Origin of the sequence: Flavobacterium sp., assembly GCF_965277525.1 — a bacterium.
GTDB lineage: Bacteria > Bacteroidota > Bacteroidia > Flavobacteriales > Flavobacteriaceae > Flavobacterium.
Genome location: NZ_CBDIDC010000001.1, coordinates 71300 through 93934 on the forward strand (window position 1 = coordinate 71300; position 22635 = coordinate 93934).

11 protein-coding genes, 2 tRNA genes and 3 rRNA genes are annotated in these 22635 nt (G+C 37.2%); 3 read left to right on the plus strand and 13 right to left on the minus strand.

The window, feature by feature from the left end; translation table 11 throughout:
* Nucleotides 1–8: 8 nt before the first annotated feature.
* Nucleotides 9–2252: a GH92 family glycosyl hydrolase gene (locus ACQY44_RS00255; protein WP_428228424.1), complete on the minus strand. Its 2244-nt coding sequence runs from the start codon at nt 2250–2252 to the stop codon at nt 9–11.
* A 121-nt stretch (nt 2253–2373) separates the two neighbouring features.
* Here ACQY44_RS00255 and ACQY44_RS00260 point away from each other — a divergent pair, with 121 nt between their 5' ends.
* Entirely contained in the window at nt 2374–3432 is a 1059-nt protein-coding gene (locus ACQY44_RS00260) for a sensor histidine kinase (RefSeq protein ID WP_428228425.1), read from the plus strand.
* Between the two features lie 68 nt (nt 3433–3500).
* Entirely contained in the window at nt 3501–4214 is a 714-nt protein-coding gene (locus tag ACQY44_RS00265) for a LytR/AlgR family response regulator transcription factor (RefSeq protein ID WP_428228426.1), read from the plus strand.
* A gap of 261 nt (nt 4215–4475) precedes the next feature.
* Here ACQY44_RS00265 and nagB read toward each other — a convergent pair whose 3' ends face one another.
* The 6 genes from nagB to ACQY44_RS00295 form a co-directional block, all read right to left on the minus strand.
* Nucleotides 4476–6389: a glucosamine-6-phosphate deaminase gene (gene nagB / locus ACQY44_RS00270; RefSeq protein ID WP_428228427.1), complete on the minus strand. Its 1914-nt coding sequence runs from the start codon at nt 6387–6389 to the stop codon at nt 4476–4478.
* 139 nt (nt 6390–6528) lie between these two features.
* Nucleotides 6529–8628: an alpha-L-fucosidase gene (locus tag ACQY44_RS00275; protein ID WP_428228428.1), complete on the minus strand. Its 2100-nt coding sequence runs from the start codon at nt 8626–8628 to the stop codon at nt 6529–6531.
* Between the two features lie 221 nt (nt 8629–8849).
* Nucleotides 8850–9194, minus strand: a complete 345-nt coding sequence (locus ACQY44_RS00280) for a hypothetical protein (protein WP_428228429.1) — start codon at nt 9192–9194, stop codon at nt 8850–8852.
* Between the two features lie 290 nt (nt 9195–9484).
* Entirely contained in the window at nt 9485–10489 is a 1005-nt protein-coding gene (locus ACQY44_RS00285; protein WP_428228430.1) for a hypothetical protein, read from the minus strand.
* A gap of 2 nt (nt 10490–10491) precedes the next feature.
* A complete protein-coding gene (locus tag ACQY44_RS00290; RefSeq protein WP_428228431.1) occupies nt 10492–11472 on the minus strand; it encodes a helix-turn-helix transcriptional regulator in 981 nt (326 codons plus the stop codon).
* A 441-nt stretch (nt 11473–11913) separates the two neighbouring features.
* Nucleotides 11914–12735 (minus strand): phospholipase A, encoded by an 822-nt coding sequence (locus tag ACQY44_RS00295; RefSeq protein ID WP_428228432.1) that lies wholly within the window; start codon nt 12733–12735, stop codon nt 11914–11916.
* Between the two features lie 415 nt (nt 12736–13150).
* Here ACQY44_RS00295 and ACQY44_RS00300 point away from each other — a divergent pair, with 415 nt between their 5' ends.
* Nucleotides 13151–14074 carry a hypothetical protein gene (locus ACQY44_RS00300; protein WP_428228433.1) on the plus strand — a complete coding sequence of 308 codons (924 nt, stop codon included), beginning with the start codon at nt 13151–13153 and terminating at the stop codon, nt 14072–14074.
* Between the two features lie 1229 nt (nt 14075–15303).
* On the opposite strand, the gene rrf is transcribed toward ACQY44_RS00300, so the two are convergent.
* The 6 genes from rrf to ACQY44_RS00330 form a co-directional block, all read right to left on the minus strand.
* Nucleotides 15304–15413, minus strand: a 5S ribosomal RNA gene (rrf, locus tag ACQY44_RS00305).
* Nucleotides 15414–15597: 184 nt separating this feature from the next.
* Nucleotides 15598–18479 (minus strand): 23S ribosomal RNA (locus tag ACQY44_RS00310).
* A gap of 199 nt (nt 18480–18678) precedes the next feature.
* A tRNA-Ala gene (locus ACQY44_RS00315) sits at nt 18679–18752 on the minus strand.
* Between the two features lie 110 nt (nt 18753–18862).
* Nucleotides 18863–18936, minus strand: a tRNA-Ile gene (locus ACQY44_RS00320).
* A gap of 122 nt (nt 18937–19058) precedes the next feature.
* Nucleotides 19059–20572: ribosomal RNA gene (locus ACQY44_RS00325) — 16S ribosomal RNA — on the minus strand.
* The 16S, 23S and 5S rRNA genes sit together here with 2 tRNA genes alongside, the layout of an rRNA operon.
* A gap of 1130 nt (nt 20573–21702) precedes the next feature.
* Nucleotides 21703–22611 carry a helix-turn-helix domain-containing protein gene (locus ACQY44_RS00330; RefSeq protein ID WP_428228434.1) on the minus strand — a complete coding sequence of 303 codons (909 nt, stop codon included), beginning with the start codon at nt 22609–22611 and terminating at the stop codon, nt 21703–21705.
* Nucleotides 22612–22635: the final 24 nt, after the last annotated feature.

Sequence of the window (22635 nt, forward strand, 5' to 3'; positions counted from 1 at the left end):
GTGGTTTCTTATTTTTTTAATCCCCAGTTTTTATTGGGTTCTGCTCCCATTACAAAATGCAAAATTCCGCCTTGTACTATTTGTTTGTGTGAGATTGCTGTTTGGTTAAATTCAACTCCGTTTAAGGTTGCTGACTGGATATAAAAGTTTTTGTCTGAAACATTTTGGGCTTCGATCACAAAGGTTTTTCCTCCTTCAAGATTAAGGGTCGCTTTTTCGAAAATCGGACTTCCTATTTCGTATTCTCCTGAAGCCGGATTCATAGGATATAATCCCATTGAACTAAATACATACCATGCCGACATTTGTCCGCAGTCTTCGTTTCCGCTTAAGCCGTTTGGTGTTGTGTTGTATTGTGTATCCAGGATATGATGCACCCAATATTGTGTTCTCCACGGCTGTCCTGCATGATTGAACATATAGGCAATATGGTGACTTGGCTCATTTCCATGAGCATATTGACCAATTAATCCGGAAATATCGGCCGAAACATTGTTTCCTGTGATTTCTGAACTTTCTGTAAAAAGCTGTTCTAAACGTTTGGTAAAGATTTCATTACTTCCGTGTAACGAGATAAAATCTTCGACATTTTGTGGTACAAACCAGCTGTGCTGCCAGGCATTTCCTTCGGTATAATCAGTATGTTCTCTGTGGTTGGAATGTTTTGGATCGAAAGGTTCGTTCCAGGATTTCCCGTCTTCAGATTTTCCTCTCATAAACCCTGTTTTGGGATCAAATAAATGTTGATAGGCTTTTGAGCGGTTTAGAAAAAATTGATAATCTTCGTTTTTGCCTAATGCTTTTGCCATTTGTGCCACACACCAATCGTCGTAAGCATATTCTAAAGTTATGGTTACTGATTCGTCTAATAAATTATACGGGATATAACCGTATTTTTTGTAGAAGTTTAAGTCACGTTCGTCCTGCATCATGGTGGTTTTCATTGCCTGATAAGCTTTTTCAGCATCAAAGCCTTTAATTCCTTTTTGGTAGGCGTCTACAATTACAGGAATAGAGTGATATCCTGTCATGGTATTGGTTTCATTGGCGTAAAGTGTCCAGACCGGTAATATTTTTTTGGTATCGTAATAGGCCAACATTGAGTTCACAATATCCGAAACTTTGTCTGGCGCTAATAAAGTCAATAAAGGATTTTCTGCCCTAAAAGTATCCCATAGTGATAAGGTCGAGTAAGCGGTATAATCATTTGCTGTAAAAATCTGATCATCCTCTTGTCTAAACTGACCGTTTTTATCACTATAGGTTACAGGGGCAACTTGGGCGTGGAACATCGCGGTATAGAAAATGGTTTTTAATGAATCTATTGGGGTCTGAACTTCTATTTTACTTAAGGCAGTATTCCATATAGCTGCTGCCTGAGATTTTGTGTTGTCGAAAGTCGATTTTTCGCCGTCTAAATTTTCTTTGGCGTTTGCCACACTTACGGATGATAAGGCTACTTTTACCAGTAATTCATTGGTAGTATTCGCTTCAAAAAATAATTGTGCAGCTGTGTTTTCTCCTTCTGACTTTTTCCCTGTAATTACCTGTTTATTAGCTAATAAAACAGATTCTGAGATGGGTTTTGAAAATTTGGCCACAAAAAATACTTTCTGATTTTTTGCCCAGCCGGTACTAAAACGATATCCGCTTATGGTGTATTGGTCTTCTATTGTAAGTCCGGTTTTGAGCGTTTTATCCCAATTGATAGCAAAACCAAGATCGATAATTATGGATTGTTTATCATTTTTGGCAAAGGTATATTTATGGAATGCTGTACGTTGTGAAGAAGTTAATTCTACATTGATTTTAGGATCCTCAAGAAAAACCTGGTAAGAGCCCGGTGCTGCTTTTTCGTTAACATGACTATAAGATGATTTATAAGGTAATTGATCTCGTGAAGTTGTTTTTATTGTTAAATCGAGTTTTTTATTGGTTGGCATAAGGAGAATATCTGCCAGATCACCTATTCCTGTTCCGCTTAAATGTAAATGACTGAATCCGGCTACTATAGAATCTGAATAGTGATATCCGGAGCACCAGTCCCAGTTCGAAATACCGTTATCCGGACTTACCTGCAACATCCCAAACGGAACTGTTGCTCCGGGATAAGTATGTCCGTGTCCGCCGGTGCCGATAAAAGGATCTACGTGATTAACAAAAATATTTGCCTGACTACTATTTTTGTATGACTTTATTTTACAACTTGCAATCAGAATTGCAAATAAAATCAACAGGGTAAAATTCTTCATATAAAACAACCTTAATTTAACTTTAAATTTAAATAAATCGGACTTTCATTAAAACTAATTTAGACGGACGACGTATAAACTAAGATAAACATCAAAAAAAGTCACAAAACGCATCATTATTATGAATTTCAATTCCAGCAAACTATACCGCATACCATTGCATTATCACATCCTTTTTTGGCTTACTTACTTTTTATTTAACACATTTCGCTGGGGAAGCTATTTTAATGATTACCTGTATTCCTTAAAGACAAACTTATTGGGTTTTCCGATTCACATGACGTTATGTTATCTGAATATTTTGGTATTTATGCCATATCTGGTGTATCGAAAAAAATATCTTTTGTATGTATTGGCGGTTTTATCCTCGATATTTTTAATGGTAATTATAAAATTTAACCTTACCTATTTATTAATAACACATAACGTTTGGCCTGAAGGACCTGAAACGATCGATAAACTAACGCTTAATTATACGATCGATATGATGATGGGCGAACTTTATGTGATCACTTTTGTAACGGCAATCAAGATTACATTAGACTTTTTGAAGGAACAAAAAAGGGTAACGGATCTGGAAAAATCACAATTGGAAACGGAATTACTTTTTCTGAAATCTCAAATTTCCCCACATTTTTTCTTTAATACGCTAAACAATATTTATTCTTTATCAGTAGAAAAATCGAATAAGACTCCTAAAATTGTTCTTAAACTTTCTGAGTTAATGCGCTATATGCTGTATGATACAAAAAGCAAAAGACAGACTTTAGAGAATGAAATTCTTTGTATTCAGAATTATCTTGATTTGGAGCGAATTAGAAATGATGATCGATTAGAGGTTAATATGTCTATTTCCGGAGATATTCATGATAAGGAAATTTCTCCAATCATATTATTAACGTTTATTGAAAATGCATTTAAACACGGCGTGAACAAAAACACCGGAAATGTAACCATAGATATCAACTTTAAGATCAAAGGTGATTTTCTTCATTTTACAATTTCAAACCCGATGGCAGAAATTACGCACCACAAGGACAATTTTAACAAGTCAAGTGGTATAGGCATCGAGAACGTTAAAAAAAGGTTAGAATTAGGTTATAATAAAAATGACTATAAGCTTTCATTTAAGAATAAAAAGAATATTTTTGTCGTAAAGCTGGTGATTAAAGTAACCTAAACAAAACTTTTCTTCGTATATACATTTACCTGCTAAACTATTTCGCTCAAATAACTAAGATTATAGAAATGAAGATAAATTGTTTGATTATAGATGATGAGCCATTGGCTATCAATGTTATAAAAAATTATTTAGAGCCAATCGAGAATTTTGAGGTAATAAATACTTTTAGTAACCCGATTGAAGGTTTAAATTTTTTAAAAAACAATACGGTTGATGTAATCTTCCTTGACATTAACATGCCTGTTCTTGATGGTATTAATTTTATAAAAAGTCTGGAAAATCCGCCAATTCTTATTATTACAAGTGCCTACAGTCAGTTTGCTATAGAAACTTATGAACTGGATGTTTTAGATTATCTGGTAAAACCTATCGAGTTTCCAAGATTAATGAAAACGCTGAATAAGATTAGTAAAAGACTCGAAAATAAAAACAATATCCCTCAGGAAAGCAGCCCGGAAAGCCCTTTTATCTTTGTAAAAATCGACAAGAAAAGGATGAAAAAAATTTTCTTTAATGAAATTTTAGTCATCGAAAGCTTAAAGGATTATTTAAAAATAAATACGCTAACCGGCAAATATATCATTCATAGCACCTTATCTGATTTTACGGATTTACTTCCCGAAAGGAATTTTTTAAGAATACACCGATCTTATACGATTGCAATTGACAAGATTGATGCGGTTGAAGGAAATAGTATCGAAATTGAAGGCCTAAGATATGTAATTGGCAGGTCTTATATCGATCATGTGAAACAGAAGATTTTGAATTCTTCGATTTAGAAAGTTTGTCAGTCTAAGCGAAGCCGAAGACTTTTTTCATTTAATGTCCGAGGAACGAAGAGTGACAAGATTGGTGAGAAAAGGATTGTAGGGAAAAGAATTGTGGAGCTACTTTGCGCCCTTCGACTTTGCTCAGGATGAAAAGACTGAGTGATAATAAAGCAAAAAAAATGCAGCCTAACCAGGGCTGCATTTTCAAAGTTGGTAACTAACCAAATAAACCACATGAAATAGTTTATTATATTTTAAAGATGTTACAATCTAGAAATAATATCGTTTAAAGGCTTCGATAGCCGAGTAGTCTGCTAATCCTAAAGCGTGGTATTTTTCTGCTGTTAATCTGTTTCTGTCTTCTACTCTTACCCAGAATTCACGGCTGTCATCTCCCTGAAACATGACTCCGTCTTTTTGGGACTGGTGATAAAAAATGGCATGGCGTTTTTTAAGGACCTGATCAGGGCTCATTGGAACTGCCATTTCGATTTGGTAAGATTCCCATTCGTGCCATGCTCCTCTGTATAACCAAACCCAGCAATCATTCATATAACTGTGGTGTTTTACTCTTTTTAATGCTTCAAACAAACTATCAAGACAAACTTTGTGTGTTCCGTGTGGATCTGCTAAATCTCCGGCTGCATAAATCTGGTGCGGTTTTATCCTTTCGATAATATCACACATAATTTGTATATCAGCTTCTCCAAGGTTATTTTTCTTAACTGTTCCAGTTTCATAAAATGGTAAATCTAAAAAGTTAACATTTGAATCGGGAACTCCTAAATATCGGGTTGCTGCAACAGATTCACTTCTTCTAATTAATCCTTTTAATTTTCTGACTTCTAATGAATCTATATCGTTGGCTTTTTTATTCTTTAAAAAGTTGATGATATTTTCTGCTTCTGCAGAATTCGCATTTAATGCTTTTGATATTTCGGCAAATTTTAAAGCTTCTTCATTTGAAACGGCAATATTTCCTGAGGTCTGATAAGCAATATGCACATCATGTCCCTGCTCTACAAGTCGGTCAAAAGTTCCTCCCATCGAAATAACATCATCGTCCGGATGCGGACTAAAAATGATAATTCTTTTTCTTTCAGGTGTGGCACGCTCCGGTCTGTAAGTATCATCAGCATTAGGTTTTCCACCCGGCCATCCTGTAATGGTTTGCTGCATTTTGTTAAACATTTTTATGTTTAAATCATATGCAGTTCCTTCTTCTGTTAAAAGGCTTGACATTCCGTTATCATTATAATCCTTATCGGTTAATTTAAGGAACGGTTTTTTTGTCAATTCGCTTAACCATGCAACGGCTTTCAGTTTTAATTCTTCGGTCCAGATTACAGATTTAACCAGCCAGGGCGTTTTTACTCTCGTTAATTCTGATGAAGCTTCTGTATCTAAAACAAATGTTGTGTTGTTGTGCTGTTGTAAATACGTTGCCGGAACCCTGGAGGAAATTTCACCTTCGATTGTTTTTTTTATGATTTCGGCTTTGCTGATTCCCCATCCTAAAAGCACAATTCGTTTGGCATTTTTGACTGTACCAATTCCCATTGTGATTGCTTTTCTTGGTACATTATCAATACCTAAAAATGATGATGCCGCATCTTGTCTCGTTAAATGATCGAGTGTGATACTTCTGGTTGCCGAATTAACGTGAGATCCCGGTTCGTTAAATCCGATATGTCCGGTTCTGCCAATACCTAATAGCTGAAAATCCAATCCGCCATAAGCTTTAATCTTCATTTCGTAATCGATACAATATTGCTGCAGGTCTTCATTGCTGATGTTTCCGTCAGGAATATTAACGTTTTGCGGATGAATATCAACATGATTAAAAAGATGCTCATGCATGAAATACCAATAACTCTGAATATTATTTTTATCCATTGGATAATATTCATCTAAATTGAAGGTTACTACATTGGCAAAACTTAAACCTTCTTCTTTATGCAAACGAACGAGTTCTTCATAAACTTTTACAGGTGATGATCCTGTTGCTAATCCTAAAACACATGGTTCGTTTAACTCTTCTTTTCTCTGAATTATATTGGCTATTTCCTGAGCTACTAATATCGAAGCTTCCTGAGACGAATCGAAAATTACATTATGAATCTTCTCAAAGCGGGTTTCTTCAAACTTTCCAGCTTCTTTAAAATTTATACTTTCTTTAATCATTTGTCTGTTGTTGTGATTATTTAATATAAAATTAAATATTACACAATGTAAATAATCAAAAATTCGACTAATAACCTGTTACCTTCGCTAGAAAACATAATTCGAAACTTTAAGAAAAAAGATGCCAAATTAAAAGCTGTTATAGTGTTTCAATTACATTTATTTCTGCTATCGAAACAGTCGATCCCTTCCCTACTACTGACCTGGCAACGAAACGAATATATCTTGCCTGAGCTTTTTTAAAGGTCTTTATCTGCTCGATGGGATTATTTTTTATATTCGAAAATTCTCCTTCTGACTGCAATGTCCATTTTACATTATCCTCACTGGTGTAGAATTCATAATTTGAAATTAAATTGAGATTATTACCTACTTGCTGTGGCACATAAGTAAATCCGTTAATGCTCACAATACTTCCCATATCGATTGTTATTTCCTGGGGAAGTTTATTAGAATCACTTCCAAAACTCCAGTCTGTATTTGGATTTCCGTCGATAATTCGGTTGGCCAAACTCAAATCTCCACTCGTAGCTGTAACTATTTTCCAGTTTTCTTTTGAAGCACCGTATTTTGCAGTTTTTATGGCACTGCTGATATTTTCTGCTCCATTAATAGCAACGGCTTTAATTTCAACAGCTTTATTGTACTGGAATTCTCCTTTATATAAATTGCTTTTTTGAGTTGGGTTACTCCCATCAACAGTATAATAAACAGGGTTTCCTTCTTCAGATTTCATTGTGACATTCCCGTTTTTATCTCGCTGTATTTCGGGCATCCGCACAAAAGTTGGCGCATTATAGGCCTGAATATTCGAAATGACAATGCTTGCTTTTGAATCGGTAATATTTATTTTTAGTGCCGATGCCATTACTCTGTCTATTCTTAGAATTCTTTTGTACCCAATTGTCGTTTCGTTCGCAACAGTTTTCCATTTTCCATCCACTTTGGCTTCAACTGTAAAAGCTTTAACGCGTTGTCCTAATTGTATATATTCCTGAAGCAGGATACGATTAATTGGTGTTGGTTTATTGAATTCAAATACAATAGAAGCTGATTTTACAGCGTCATCTGTTGCCCAATAGGTATTTTTATTTCCGTCGGCTGTATTTTTTGCTGCAAATTCGTTGTTGTTTCCTCTAATATTATCGGCTGTAATTTTACTTCCTGATATTAAATCGGTTTTAAAATCGGATTTTATAGTATTCACTAATTCTTTTAATCGGGTTTGGTCGTTTTCATGAACCAAACCTCTTTTATCTACCGGAAGATTGAGCAGCAAAGTAGCATTACGGCCAATTGACTCGTAATAAATATCGACCATTTCATCCAGCGGGCGTACTTTATCATCTTCTACTGCATGATAAAACCATCCGGGTCTTATTGAAACATCTGCTTCTCCGGGAACCCATTTTTCGCCATCTTCATGACCGGACATAAACTCTGTATAGTGTACTTTTCCAGCGAGTTCGTCTTTCTGGCGTAAAAGGCTCCAATTTGTTTTTCCGGCACGGCCTTCTTCATTTCCAATCCATCTTGCTTCAGATGGTCCAACTCCCCAGACTAACGTTTTGGGCGCTATTTTGTATATTAATTTATAGGTTTCATCCCAGTTGTAATATTCAAGTGTATTTATTTTTCTGGTTTCGTTTGCTCCTCCGTAATATCCGTCTCCGCCATTGGCACCATCAAACCACATTTCGAAAACATCTCCGTAATTGGTTAATAATTCTTTTAGCTGATTTCTGAAATAGGTTACATATTCGGGTTTGCCGTAATCTGCGCGATTTCTGTCCCAGGGCGAAAGATAGAGTCCGAGTTTTAAGCCATATCCTTTACAAGCTGCTGCTAATTCTTTTACCAGATCGCCTTTACCATTTTTCCAGAGAGAATTCTTCACAGAACGTTCTGTATAGGCTGATGGCCATAAACAAAATCCGTCATGATGTTTGGCTACTAAAATAATCCCTTTCATTCCTGCTTCTTTCACTACTCGTGCCCACTGGCGAACATCGAGATTTGTTGGATTAAAAAGTTCCGGAGATTCATCGCCATACCCCCATTCTTTGTTTGTAAAGGTATTTAAGGAGAAATGTACAAAGGCATAGAATTCCATTTCCTGCCAATCGATTTGTTTTTGGGTTGGCAAGGGACCAAATGGTTCCGGGGATTTTACTTTTTTTTGACTGATAACGGGTGTTATGATGCAAAAAAAACATACTAATAGAAAAGCTTTTTTCATCGCGCTGTATTTAATCACTTTTTATTAAAATAGTAACAACACAATATTAATCTAAATTATGATCTGAGCTATAAAATTTCGACCAATAACAATTTTAAGAGCGTTTTGGGCAGTTTAAAAAAATAAATATTTTTGATTTCTGCAAATAAAGACATTGAATATAAAGCCTTTAAAAATTTTGTTCAGCACCCAACTAAACAAGATTTTATATTTTTGAAATGTTAAGCAACAGTGGTAAGACAGAACTTCAATTCTGTTCTCATTTCTGATTTTATTTTGGTGGGATCAAACAATAAGATATCTTCTATTTTTTCTAATTTTAATTTCATTTCTTTATTTAACGTCGAAACGATCAATGGAATTCCTCTCTTGTAAATCCGTAATAAATCAATTAATTCTTTATCCGAATACACTACAAATATCAGCACTGCATACTCTTCTATCTGATCATCGAAATTTTTAAAATTTTTATATACATCAAATGTAAAATGTTCTTTGAATTCATACTTTAAGAACCTCGAAAAGCACTTTTGACTATCATATACCAATGCCTTTTTCTTCTTCATCGCTCTACTACTTTTATGCTTAACAAAACCTAAAACCTCTGTTTTATTCTTTTAAAATCCTCTTACAATTAGAAGATTATTTTAATTAAAAAACAAAAATCTTCGAAATTATATTCCGGATCATTTTTATTTGTCATACTTTTCTTCATACCAATTTAGAGTACAAAGTGACAAAATATTTCTGACAAAATATTTTAAAAAAATAGCATATTAAGACATATTTCAACAAACAACAGACGAATAAAATGCTGTTAAATAAGATTTATTCATTGAGATAAAAATTGAGAAGTTTAAAAAGTAGCTTTAATAAAATCATCAACGGGCTTTCTTCCGAATTGCTGAAAATATATTGAAGTGAAATAACTTATTTTGACATAATTTAATTGATGTGAAATATCTATCACGGAATCAAACTTTCCACTTTTAAGGAGTTCATTGGCAAGAATCATTTTTTCCCTTACAAAAAAATTGTTGGGAGTTTCAATAAACATTTTTTTAAACAAAGACATGTATTTCGAAACGGACATTCCAGCGAAATTGGCCAAAAATTCAACCCCGGGAAATCCTGTAAATAAATTATTCAGGAGATATTCTTTGGTATGATTTAAAGTTTCTGCTTCTTTTTCCGGGATATGATGAAGCATAGGTGCCTGAGTAGAATAACGATCAATAAATATAGCCAATAACCTAAGTGCAACTCCTCTTAAATAGATCTCAAAAGCCGGATCAAGAAAAGATTTACTTTTAATGGCATGCATAATTACCTTGCTTTCACTATCAATATGATCATAAAAGAAAAGTGTATTTTTTCCGGCTTTTATTTTACGCTTATTAGAATCTCTTATGGATCCATTGACTACAGAAAATTTCAATAAGTCCTTGGCCACCAATAATCGCATTGCAAAAACCCTTTCGCCCACTACCGGTTGAAAAACATTATCAACAGCATTATCAAATACGCCCAACCCTAAATTTGCTTTATATCCAATTTTATGTTTTATTCCCTCTACGTGAATAAGGTTCATCTCATCGCTAAAGTCATAATGAATAATATAAAGATCATCATCAGATTTAAGTCTGTGTACCAAAAACGCTTCTTTGAATATTAAATCCCAAATTACGACCGAAAGTCCGGGAACAACTTCTGTATAAAAAAAACCTCCATCTGCTACTTTTTCAGGCATTTGTAGAAAATTATCCTCAATTAGCTTTGCTCCGATTTGCTCAATAAGAACTTTTGCAAGTTGTTTTTGCCATACTGATGATAAAGAATAAGTGTGACTAATTTCGATCATTATTACAATTGTTTAATGAAATCCTTTGGAGACATTCCGAATAATTCTTTGAACCTGGCAGCAAAATAAGAATTGTTGCTAAAATGTAACGCATCTGAAACTTGTGTAACTGTTAATTGTTTTTCCTGTAAAACTCGTTTGGCTTCTAATAATTTATTATTTAAAAAAAAGGCATTTGGAGTCATTCCGGTAATCTTTTTAAACAGACTTTTATACTTTGATTCAGACATATTGGCTTCTTGTGCCAAAAAACTAATACTTGGAAAAGTACAATTTAGATTCTCAATTAAATATGCTTGTGATTTTATTATACTTGTCAGATCATTTTCATTAACTGTATCAACAACAATCTCATCCAGTACCATTTTTTCAATATATTCTGCCAAAAGATTTTGCACCGTTCCTCTTAAATGCAGTTCAAAAGAGGCGTCTTCTAATTTATGAGCCCTAAGATTCATCAGAAGATTATAACTTTCGTTACTCATTCTTGTAAACTTCACTATCGTATTTAGCTCCGGATTGAAAATATCATCTGCATGATCTTTTATAGACGGATTGTTTTTTAGATATTCTTTGATTACTTCTTTTTTTATAAAAATACAAAGGGTAAAAGTTTTGCTTCCGGCCTTAACTATATAATCATGGCGCAGACTACTATCTACAAAAGCCAAATTATAATTCCACCTGCCAATAGGATTCGATAAACCATTTGATACAAAAACAGCTTCTCCTTCAGTAAGATTATAGTAGATACCTATAAAATCATCTTTTTTATTCTCTTGCCTGTAATGAATGTCAATATGATACAAAACATCCAGATAAAGCACCGAAATTCCAAAATCACAATTTAAAAAGTACCGATAACCTGTATGAATATGTTCCGGTACCAAAATAAAATTACCATCAACCTTTCCTTCGAGTTGTTTTGCTAAGGGTTCTACCCAATCTAACCCTACTCCGTAATGATGTGTAATTATTTTCATAAATAGTATGATTAAGCTTTTTTACAAAACAAAGTTGATTTTGTACTTTCTGCTAATTCCAAAAAATATTCCATAATTAAATGATAAGATTATCTGTACTGAATGCCTATCACTAAGTAATTATTGAGCCATATTGGTCCGGTTATTTCATATTCTATTTCAAAAAAGCCAGATGGCAAAATGAAGAAATATTTCTGGCTTAATACGTTTAAAAAACACCAGATTAAGACATTTTTTAGTACGCAACGTAAATATAAAAATTATTCGTACAAGTATTACAATAGAATCAATACCAGAATTTATAATTTCAGCATAAAAAATAAGGTTCAGAACTTAATCCATTATGAACAAAAAAGCCTTAAACAACAATCGTTTAAAGCTTTAATTATTTTAATCAGAGTATCGTATTTAAGTTATAATCCAACAAAAAAGTATGAAAATTTAAAAAATCCCCATGTTTTCAGGCTTTATTGTAAATCCCAAACGTATCATACTTTTGTGCTCCTGATAATCAATCAAACTTTCTGTATATCCCACAAACCATTGTAGTGTGAGATAATAATTCTCACTTTTGTATGGTCGCCAATTTACCTGTGTCTGCAAAGATCCATAATTGATAAGTCCGCTTCCCTTCCTGAAAAGAACGTCTGCACTCCATCTTCCCGGTTGTATCTGATACGTTGCGCTTGCTTCGCCGTATCCAACATATTTAGTAAGTCCGGGATTATCTTCTTTATCAACAAGCGGAATCCATCCTCTTAAGCCAACAATCCACCTTGGAGAAATCTGTGATTTTAATGAAAAGGCAAGCATGTTCCAGGTTCTGGAATAAATAGAATCTCTACCATTAGATTCGTGTTCAAATGAGACAGACCCATAAGTTAACCTTCCTCCTTTTAAATAAAACGGACGAACAAGGGCAACACCCGGATTAAAATTAATTTCTGCAAATGGTTTTGAACTTGCATAAATATCCCAAAATGCTTTTTGAGTATACATTAAATAGGGGAAAAAACCGCCCCACAAAGGTTTTGAATTCAATCGTAACTTAAAACTGACCTGATATTTTACATCAGCAGTATTTCGGGTAATATCAGTATTTATCGGAACTCCCGTTAAAAAGTAATTGTCCTTGTGAACAGAAAAACTAGGTTCTTTCAACAACGAATCTGCAGCACGGAAATTTTTTTTATCTTCTACAATTTGTGAATTTGCAGTAATTGAAAACAAAATACAACAAATCAATAAATATTTTAAATACATTCTAATAGTTTAAATTGGGAATTATTTTAAGCTTTTATATTAAAGATACATTATTTTAACGAATCCTATTAACGCAATAAAATAAGAATTACTCCAATAAAAATAGGAGTTCAAATACTCTATCAAAACAAAACATCCTCTTCAAACTAAAAACAATTTAAAATGAACAAATATTTTATAGCATCGCAATAGGATTAGAACCTTTTATTAGAAAATTTTAACTGATCAGCCAACTGTTTCAAACAACAAATAGTACATTATCAATATTTTACGCTCCTAAATACTCTTTATAAAAAAGATGTAATTAGAATTTTGTATTTTCGTTTAGCTGAAAAATATCCTGTTTTAAATAAGTCAAAATTTCTCTCACTACGAGAAGTTAGACAATAATTTACAACACCGAAAAAAAACCAACATGAAACTATTGAAGCTATTTGCCGGATCAATTACAATATCACTTCTTGTCTCTTCTTGTAGTAGTGTTTTAAAGAGTACAAAAATAGATTATTTGACGAGTAACTATTGTCAGCCAACTATTCAGTATGATTATTCTCAGCTCGAAATTCCGCAAAATAAAACATTCAAACAAGACAGTATTTTAAATGCTAATTTATCCAAACACGACCTATTAGTCAGCAAGGCCATTGGCATTGAAACTTATTTGGCAGAATATCTTCAAATAAAAAAAGATACTTTAAAAAGGCTAGTTTTAAAACAAAAAATTACTGACCGCTTGATGCTTACAACTATAGAAATAAATGCGTTAGCTTCAGAATTAGACTGTAATGGTGAGCGTATAAACAAATTAGCAGACTATATTGATGACATCAACAATAAGAAGACTAAAAATCTAACCGTTGCTTCTGTTACCTTGGGTGCCTTGACTACAGTTGCAACTGTTTTAATAAAAAATAATAATGCCAGTAATGTAGTTGGTGTAACCGGTGGATTACTTAGTGCCGGATTAGGGGCATTGACAATTTCACCAAAAGGAGAAAAAATAGAGCTAAAGCTTCAGAGGAATCTGCTTAGGAATATTTGGTACAACGACAATTCAAATGAGGCATATCCTAATTCTATATGGACTCTTATAAACGAGAAAGAATTTAGCAATTCCGGAGAAAATGACCTGCAGGAAAGTATCAAAAACCGATGGACACAATACAATTTTGATGGTAAAATAGATGTCAAAACTCAAAAACTTTTTTTTGATGAAGGTGGCATCTATACAGCAGACGATTTACACTCAAGAGCAAATATGCTAAACGAATTGCAGGCAACCATTCGTTCTCTGGAACAGGATTTAAAAAGTTTAGCGGTGAGACTTAATGGATTCTAATATTCAACAATCCTTATAGCACTTCCATCCTTAACACGTACAAGGGATAGGTCTTCTTCTCAGGAGCAAACACTATAAAGAAGCTCCATACTCTTATAAAAATAGTTTTTTTTACCGCAAAGTAAAAATGCAAAGTTCGCAAAGCTCTAAATTAAGCCTTGCGAACTTTGCGGTTTTCACTGGATTCTAAAGCTTCCCTTGCGCACTTTGCGGTTCAATCACCAACCCATATAAAAGGCGATGCCCCCCGACAGCTATCGGGGCTCCCGCATAACTGCAGTATTTTGTAAAACAAAAAATCCCTCCCAATAAATCGGGAAGGATTCTTTAAAAGAAAGGCGATGACCCCCGATAGCTATCGTGGCTCCCGCATAACTGCAGTGTTTTGTAAAACAAAAAATCCTCCCGATAAATCGGGAAGGATTCTTAAAAGAAAGGCGACGACCCCCGATAGCTATCGGGGCTCCCGCATAACTGCAGTATTTTGTAAAACAAAAAATCCCTCCCGATAAATCGGGAAGGATTCTTTAAAAGAAAGGCAACGACCCCCGATAGCTATCGGGGCTCCCGCATAACTGCAGTATTTGTAAAACAAAAAATCCCTCCCGATAAATCGGGAAGGATTCTTAAAAGAAAGGCAACGACCCCCGATAGCTATCGGGGCTCCCGCATAACAGCAGTATTTGTAAAATAAAAAATCCCTCCCGATAAATCGAGAAGGATTCTTAAAAGAAAGGCGACGACCCCCGATAGCTATCGGGGCTCCCGCATAACTGCAGTATTTGTAAAATAAAAAATCCCTCCCGATAAATCGAGAAGGATTCTTAAAAGAAAGGCGACGACCCCCGATAGCTATCGGGGCTCCCGCATAACTGCAGTATTTGTAAAACAAAAAATCCCTCCCGATAAATCGGGAAGGATTCTTAAAAGAAAGGCGACGACCCCCGATAACTATCGGGGCTCCCACATAACTGCAGTATTTTGTAAAACAAAAAATCCCTCCCGATAAATCAGGAAGGATTCTTTAAAAGAAAGGCGACGACCCCCGATAGCTATCGGGGCTCGCGCATAACTGCATTATTTGTAAAACAAAAAATCCCTCTCAATAAATCGGGAAGGATTCTTAAAAGAAAGGCAACGACCCCCGATAGCTATCGGAGCTCCCGCATAACTGCAGTATTTTGTAAAACAAAAAATCCCTCCCGATAAATCGGGAAGGATTCTTAAAAGAAAGGCGACGACATACTCTCCCACATAACTGCAGTACCATCTGCGCAGGCGGGCTTAACTACTCTGTTCGGGATGGGAAGAGGTGAGCCCCGCCGCAATAACCACCTTAAGGTTGTTAGTCTAAAGTCAAAGGTCTTAAAGTTATAAAGCCTTTTGACTTTATGACTTTTATCTTTTGACTAAAAGACTGCCCGCGACGGGCAAATATCTTAACATACTGAGATAAAGAAAAGTACTTTTATTTACTATTTTTAGAAAGTTTCTTCCCCACACCGTAGTGTGGGGAAAAGGGTGTACATAAGCTTACGGATTATTAGTACTACTCGACTATGACATTACTGCCTTTACATCTATAGCCTATCAACGTGGTCATCTTCCACGATCCTTAAAAGAAATCTCATCTTGTGGTGGGTTTCGCGCTTATATGCTTTCAGCGCTTATCCCTTCCAAACGTAGCTACTCTGCGATGCTCCTGGCGGAACAACAGATACACTAGAGGTTTGTCCAATTCGGTCCTCTCGTACTAGAATCAGATCCACTCAAATTTCTAACGCCCACAGTAGATAGAGACCGAACTGTCTCACGACGTTCTGAACCCAGCTCGCGTGCCACTTTAATGGGCGAACAGCCCAACCCTTGGGACCTTCTCCAGCCCCAGGATGTGACGAGCCGACATCGAGGTGCCAAACCCCCCCGTCGATATGAGCTCTTGGGGGAGATCAGCCTGTTATCCCCGGCGTACCTTTTATCCTTTGAGCGATGGCCCTTCCATGCGGAACCACCGGATCACTATGCTCTACTTTCGTACCTGATCGACCTGTATGTCTCTCAGTCAAGCTCCCTTATGCCATTGCACTCTACGCACGGTTACCAAGCGTACTGAGGGAACCTTTAGAAGCCTCCGTTACTCTTTTGGAGGCGACCACCCCAGTCAAACTACCCACCAAGCAATGTCCCCCGCAAAACGGGGTTAGGCCTCAGATAAACAAAGGGTTGTATTTCAACAATGACTCCACAACGCCTGGCGACGCCACTTCACAGTCTCCAACCTATCCTACACATCATTTATCCAAGGTCAATACTAAGCTATAGTAAAGGTGCACAGGGTCTTTTCGTCCCACTGCGGGTAAACGGCATCTTCACCGTTACTACAATTTCACCGAGCTCATGGCTGAGACAGTGTCCAGATCGTTACACCATTCGTGCAGGTCGGAACTTACCCGACAAGGAATTTCGCTACCTTAGGACCGTTATAGTTACGGCCGCCGTTTACTGGGGCTTCAATTCAATGCTTCTCCGAAGATAACATCTCCTCTTAACCTTCCAGCACCGGGCAGGTGTCAGGCCCTATACTTCATCTTACGATTTTGCAGAGCCCTGTGTTTTTGATAAACAGTCGCCTGGACCTCTTCACTGCGGCCAGCTTGCGCTGGCGACCTTTCTCCCGAAGTTACAGGTCTATTTTGCCTAATTCCTTAGCCATGAATCTCTCGAGCACCTTAGGATTCTCTCCTCAACTACCTGTGTCGGTTTACGGTACTGGTACTAATTACCTGAAGTTTAGAGGTTTTTCTTGGAAGCCCTTAGGCGCACTATCTCTTTGTCCGAAGACTCCGAGTACTATCGTATTTCCCCAAGACGCGTGGATTTGCCTGCGCATCTTATAGGTAGGTACTTCAACGAACTATTCCGTCAGTTCGCGGCGCTTTCATCACTCCGTCACCCCATCACAGTAATTAGTAGTACGGGAATATTAACCCGTTAGCCATCGACTGTCCCTTTCGGGTTCGCCTTAGGACCAGACTAACCCACAGCTGATTAGCATAGCTGTGGAAACCTTAGTTTTTCGGTGTGCGGGTTTCTCGCCCGCATTATCGTTACTTATGCCTACATTTTCTTTTCTAACCAGTCCAGCATGCCTTACGACACACCTTCAACCCTGTTAGAATGCTCCCCTACCACTTAGAGTAAACTCTAAATCCATAGCTTCGGTAATATACTTATGCCCGATTATTATCCATGCTCGTCCGCTCGACTAGTGAGCTGTTACGCACTCTTTAAATGAATGGCTGCTTCCAAGCCAACATCCTAGCTGTCTGGGCAGACAAACCTCGTTCTTTCAACTTAGTATATATTTGGGGACCTTAGCTGATGGTCTGGGTTCTTTCCCTCTCGGACTTGGACCTTAGCACCCAAGCCCTCACTGTTAGTGAACATTATATAGCATTCGGAGTTTGTCAGGAATTGGTAGGCGGTGAAGCCCCCGCATCCAATCAGTAGCTCTACCTCTATATAACTTTATAACTAACGCTGCACCTAAATGCATTTCGGGGAGTACGAGCTATTTCCGAGTTTGATTGGCCTTTCACCCCTACCCACAGGTCATCCGAAGACTTTTCAACGTCAACCGGTTCGGACCTCCACTATGTGTTACCACAGCTTCATCCTGCCCATGGGTAGATCACACGGTTTCGCGTCTAACACTACTGACTAAAGCGCCCTATTCAGACTCGCTTTCGCTACGGATCCGTGGCTGAACCACTTAACCTTGCCAGCAACGTTAACTCGTAGGCTCATTATGCAAAAGGCACGCCGTCACCCCACGAAAGGGCTCCGACCGCTTGTAAGCGTATGGTTTCAGGATCTATTTCACTCCGTTATTCACGGTTCTTTTCACCTTTCCCTCACGGTACTGGTTCACTATCGGTCTCTCAGGAGTATTTAGCCTTAGCGGATGGTCCCGCCAAATTCAGACAGGGTTTCACGTGCCCCGCCCTACTCAGGATACCACTATCTATTACATTTATTACCCGTACGGGACTATCACCCTCTATGGTGTCACTTTCCAGTAACTTCCGGTTCTGCATGCATAAAATATCGTGGTCCTACAACCCCAACAATGCCGTAACATCATTGGTTTGGGCTAATCCGCGTTCGCTCGCCACTACTTACGGAATCACTTTTGTTTTCTTCTCCTCCGCCTACTTAGATGTTTCAGTTCAGCGGGTTTGCCCACCTATCGGTGTACTATGTCTTCAACATAGTGGGTTGCCCCATTCAGGTATCTGCGGATCAATCGGTGTGTGCCCGTCCCCGCAGCTTTTCGCAGCTTATCACGCCTTTCATCGCCTCTGAGAGCCAAGGCATCCCCCATACGCCCTTATTTTGCTTATTGTACCAATCATAAATTAATATGACCGTTTTTTTTTGTCTTTTGTTCTTTGTATTACTACAATAACAAAAAACGCTTTCTACTTTTTATTATTTTCTTATCTCAATATGTCAATGAACTTTATTTATGTCGAAAGTTGTAAAGCCTAAGGTCATAAAGTCATACTTTTGACTTTCAGACTTTAGTCTTTCGACTAAATTTGTGGAGAATAACGGAGTCGAACCGTTGACCTCCTGCGTGCAAGGCAGGCGCTCTAGCCAGCTGAGCTAATCCCCCATTTTTCAATCTTAGATTGTAGAATTCAGATTTTAGATTCTTGAATTCTTCTCTAATCTCTTTTGGTGAATTCCAACTTCCAGAATTTCCTTTTTTTAAGAGCAAAATAGTTGTCTCGGACAGACTCGAACTGTCGACCCCTACATTATCAGTGTAGTACTCTAACCAGCTGAGCTACGAGACACTCTTATTCTTAAAATTTATTATTTGAACTAACAGCAAGAGTAAAATAGTCTTAAAATCAAAACCTTTAAAGCTTCTTCTTTTTTCCTCAGCGTGCATTACTGCTAACACTCGAGGCTCTAGAAAGGAGGTGTTCCAGCCGCACCTTCCGGTACGGCTACCTTGTTACGACTTAGCCCTAGTTACCAGTTTTACCCTAGGCAGCTCCTTGCGGTCACCGACTTCAGGCACCCCCAGCTTCCATGGCTTGACGGGCGGTGTGTACAAGGCCCGGGAACGTATTCACCGGATCATGGCTGATATCCGATTACTAGCGATTCCAGCTTCACGGAGTCGAGTTGCAGACTCCGATCCGAACTGTGACCGGTTTTATAGATTCGCTCCTGGTCGCCCAGTGGCTGCTCTCTGTACCGGCCATTGTAGCACGTGTGTAGCCCAAGGCGTAAGGGCCGTGATGATTTGACGTCATCCCCACCTTCCTCACAGTTTGCACTGGCAGTCTTGTTAGAGTTCCCGACTTGACTCGCTGGCAACTAACAACAGGGGTTGCGCTCGTTATAGGACTTAACCTGACACCTCACGGCACGAGCTGACGACAACCATGCAGCACCTTGTAAATTGTCTTGCGAAAGATCTGTTTCCAAACCGGTCAATCTACATTTAAGCCTTGGTAAGGTTCCTCGCGTATCATCGAATTAAACCACATGCTCCACCGCTTGTGCGGGCCCCCGTCAATTCCTTTGAGTTTCATTCTTGCGAACGTACTCCCCAGGTGGGATACTTATCACTTTCGCTTAGCCACTGAAATTGCTTCCAACAGCTAGTATCCATCGTTTACGGCGTGGACTACCAGGGTATCTAATCCTGTTCGCTACCCACGCTTTCGTCCATCAGCGTCAATCAATTAGTAGTAACCTGCCTTCGCAATTGGTATTCCATGTAATCTCTAAGCATTTCACCGCTACACTACATATTCTAGTTACTTCCTAATAATTCAAGTCTAACAGTATCAATGGCCGTTCCACCGTTGAGCGATGGGCTTTCACCACTGACTTATTAAACCGCCTACGGACCCTTTAAACCCAATGATTCCGGATAACGCTTGGATCCTCCGTATTACCGCGGCTGCTGGCACGGAGTTAGCCGATCCTTATTCTTACGATACCGTCAAGCTACTTCACGAAGTAGTGTTTCTTCTCGTATAAAAGCAGTTTACAATCCATAGGACCGTCATCCTGCACGCGGCATGGCTGGATCAGACTTGCGCCCATTGTCCAATATTCCTCACTGCTGCCTCCCGTAGGAGTCTGGTCCGTGTCTCAGTACCAGTGTGGGGGATCTCCCTCTCAGGACCCCTACCCATCGTAGCCTTGGTAAGCCGTTACCTTACCAACTAGCTAATGGGACGCATGCTCATCTTTTACCGTTGTGACTTTAATAGTGGTTTCATGCGAAACTGCTATACTATGAGGTATTAATCCAAATTTCTCTGGGCTATCCCTCTGTAAAAGGTAGATTGCATACGCGTTACGCACCCGTGCGCCGGTCTCTAAATCCGAAGACTTATACCCCTCGACTTGCATGTGTTAAGCCTGCCGCTAGCGTTCATCCTGAGCCAGGATCAAACTCTTCATCGTATATTGTTGATCTGATTTGCATCAGATCGTATTGTTATTCGAATCAGTCTCTATCGGTTCTTTTCTAATCTCTCGATTATCTTACTCTTTATTCTTTTGCCCTAACATCTCTGTTAAAGCGGCTGTCAATTCAATATGTCTACGAACGTGTCTTCTTTTTCAATTTCGCTTGTTTCTCAAAGCGGGTGCAAAAGTAGAAAATTTATTTTAACCGGCAAGTAAATTTTGAAGTTTTTTTTAGAAAATTTCTTTTCCTTTTCTTCTCATCTCCCAACCAGTCTATCAATGAACTTTCCGTATTTTGCGGGGTGCAAATGTAACATCTGTTTTCAAATCTCGCAAGCTTTTTGAAATCTTTTTTGAAAATAAATCCTCAGTTTTGATTCGTTGTGCCTGCCAGTATTTCAGTGAACGTCTGTCGTTGTTGCGGGTGCAAAAGTACACTCTTTATTTACATTTACAAGCCTTTTGTTTATATAATTTCCATCTTTTTTAAAACTTTTTCTTAACACTCTGATAACACCAACCTTAAGCTTTTACCTTTTTCCGGATTTATACGAATTTTCGCAAAGGATTTGCGTTTTTCGTAATATCAACTTTGAAAGAAGTGCCATTTTTATGGACTTCATAGCTTTTTCAGCGCTTTATTACATTACTTTATAATAGTACATCAAAGTGATTTTATAGCTTTTAACTTCTTTCCCATCCTTTTATCTGGTTTTACCACGAAGACGCCAAGACTGCCTGGATAGCCATCGAGAGCAAAAAGTAAGTTTTATCTATGCGTATAATAGACATACTATCCCAAAAAGCGCTCTATCCTAGTCTAAACGACCATCAGAAATAATAGAAACTCTTTTTTTGTCGGTCTACAGGCTTCGGAAAGCAAAAAAGATTAAAACCAACAGCAAGAAACAACCTCTAATTTAAAACAAAATAAAAAATTCCCATTATAAAGTCTCAGCACATTCAAAAACAATAAAACCACTCCTTATATATAAGGTATAAAATAATAACCCCAATAAGCTTTTAAAACTATCGGGGCTACCATAAACCAATCTTATATATCAGGAGATAAAAATCACAACTTTTATCAAAAGCAGAGCAAAAGTTAAGATCGTTTTGTTTACTCAGTGTCCTGTTTTTTTTGCAGCATATCCAATTTTCATTTTAAAAAATTGTAACCTGTACTCTTTTGGTGTAATTCCTGTTATTTTTTTAAAAAGCTGTGTAAAATGTGAGGCGGTATGAAAATTGAGCTGAAAAGCAATTTCGGCAATATCTTTACTGGATTGAAGTAGGGCTTTACTATAATTGATATCCATTTCATTAATCCATTGTTTTGGCGATTTTTGAGTTACATTTCTTATACATTTGTTAAGATAATTTTCCGTAACAAACAATTTATCTGCGTAAAAAGTGACTCTTTTTTCTTCTATATGATATTTGAATAAGATATCACGAAACTGTAGTGATAGTTCCATAGGACGGGTAGCTGATTTATGATGACTATTTGGCTCTGTACTTAATATTTTAACCAAAATAAGATGAAGCATAGTAACCACTATTTCGTTTAAATTTAATCCACTAATCCATAATTCCTGTTCCATTATAGTAAGGAGCTGTACAATTGTCTCATAAGTGAGAAGGTCCAGGTTTAGGAAAGGAGGCATGAAAAAAATACTGGTTTTATCCTTAGGTAATTCTTGTTCTGACAAGATATTATTCTCATATGCTAAAAAAAAGCCTTCAACGTCATCGGATAATTCTATTGTTGCAGTAATGGTCCCTTGTTTTATAAAAATGACATCTCTTTTTTCTGCATGATGCTCCTTATCCTCCAGATACTGTTTGATATGCCCTTTGGTAATAAAGAGGATAAAATTAAAAGTGGTTCGGTAAGGAATTACAGGCATAAGAATTCCTTTTAGGTACTCTTCGAGTCTATAGAGCTGTATATCCGCATTGTTAGAAAGTATTTTTTCTGTAATATTAGGCAGAAAAAGTTTTTTATATTGAAAATTAGAAAGTACTTCCATGTCAATTAATTTATAATATTGAAC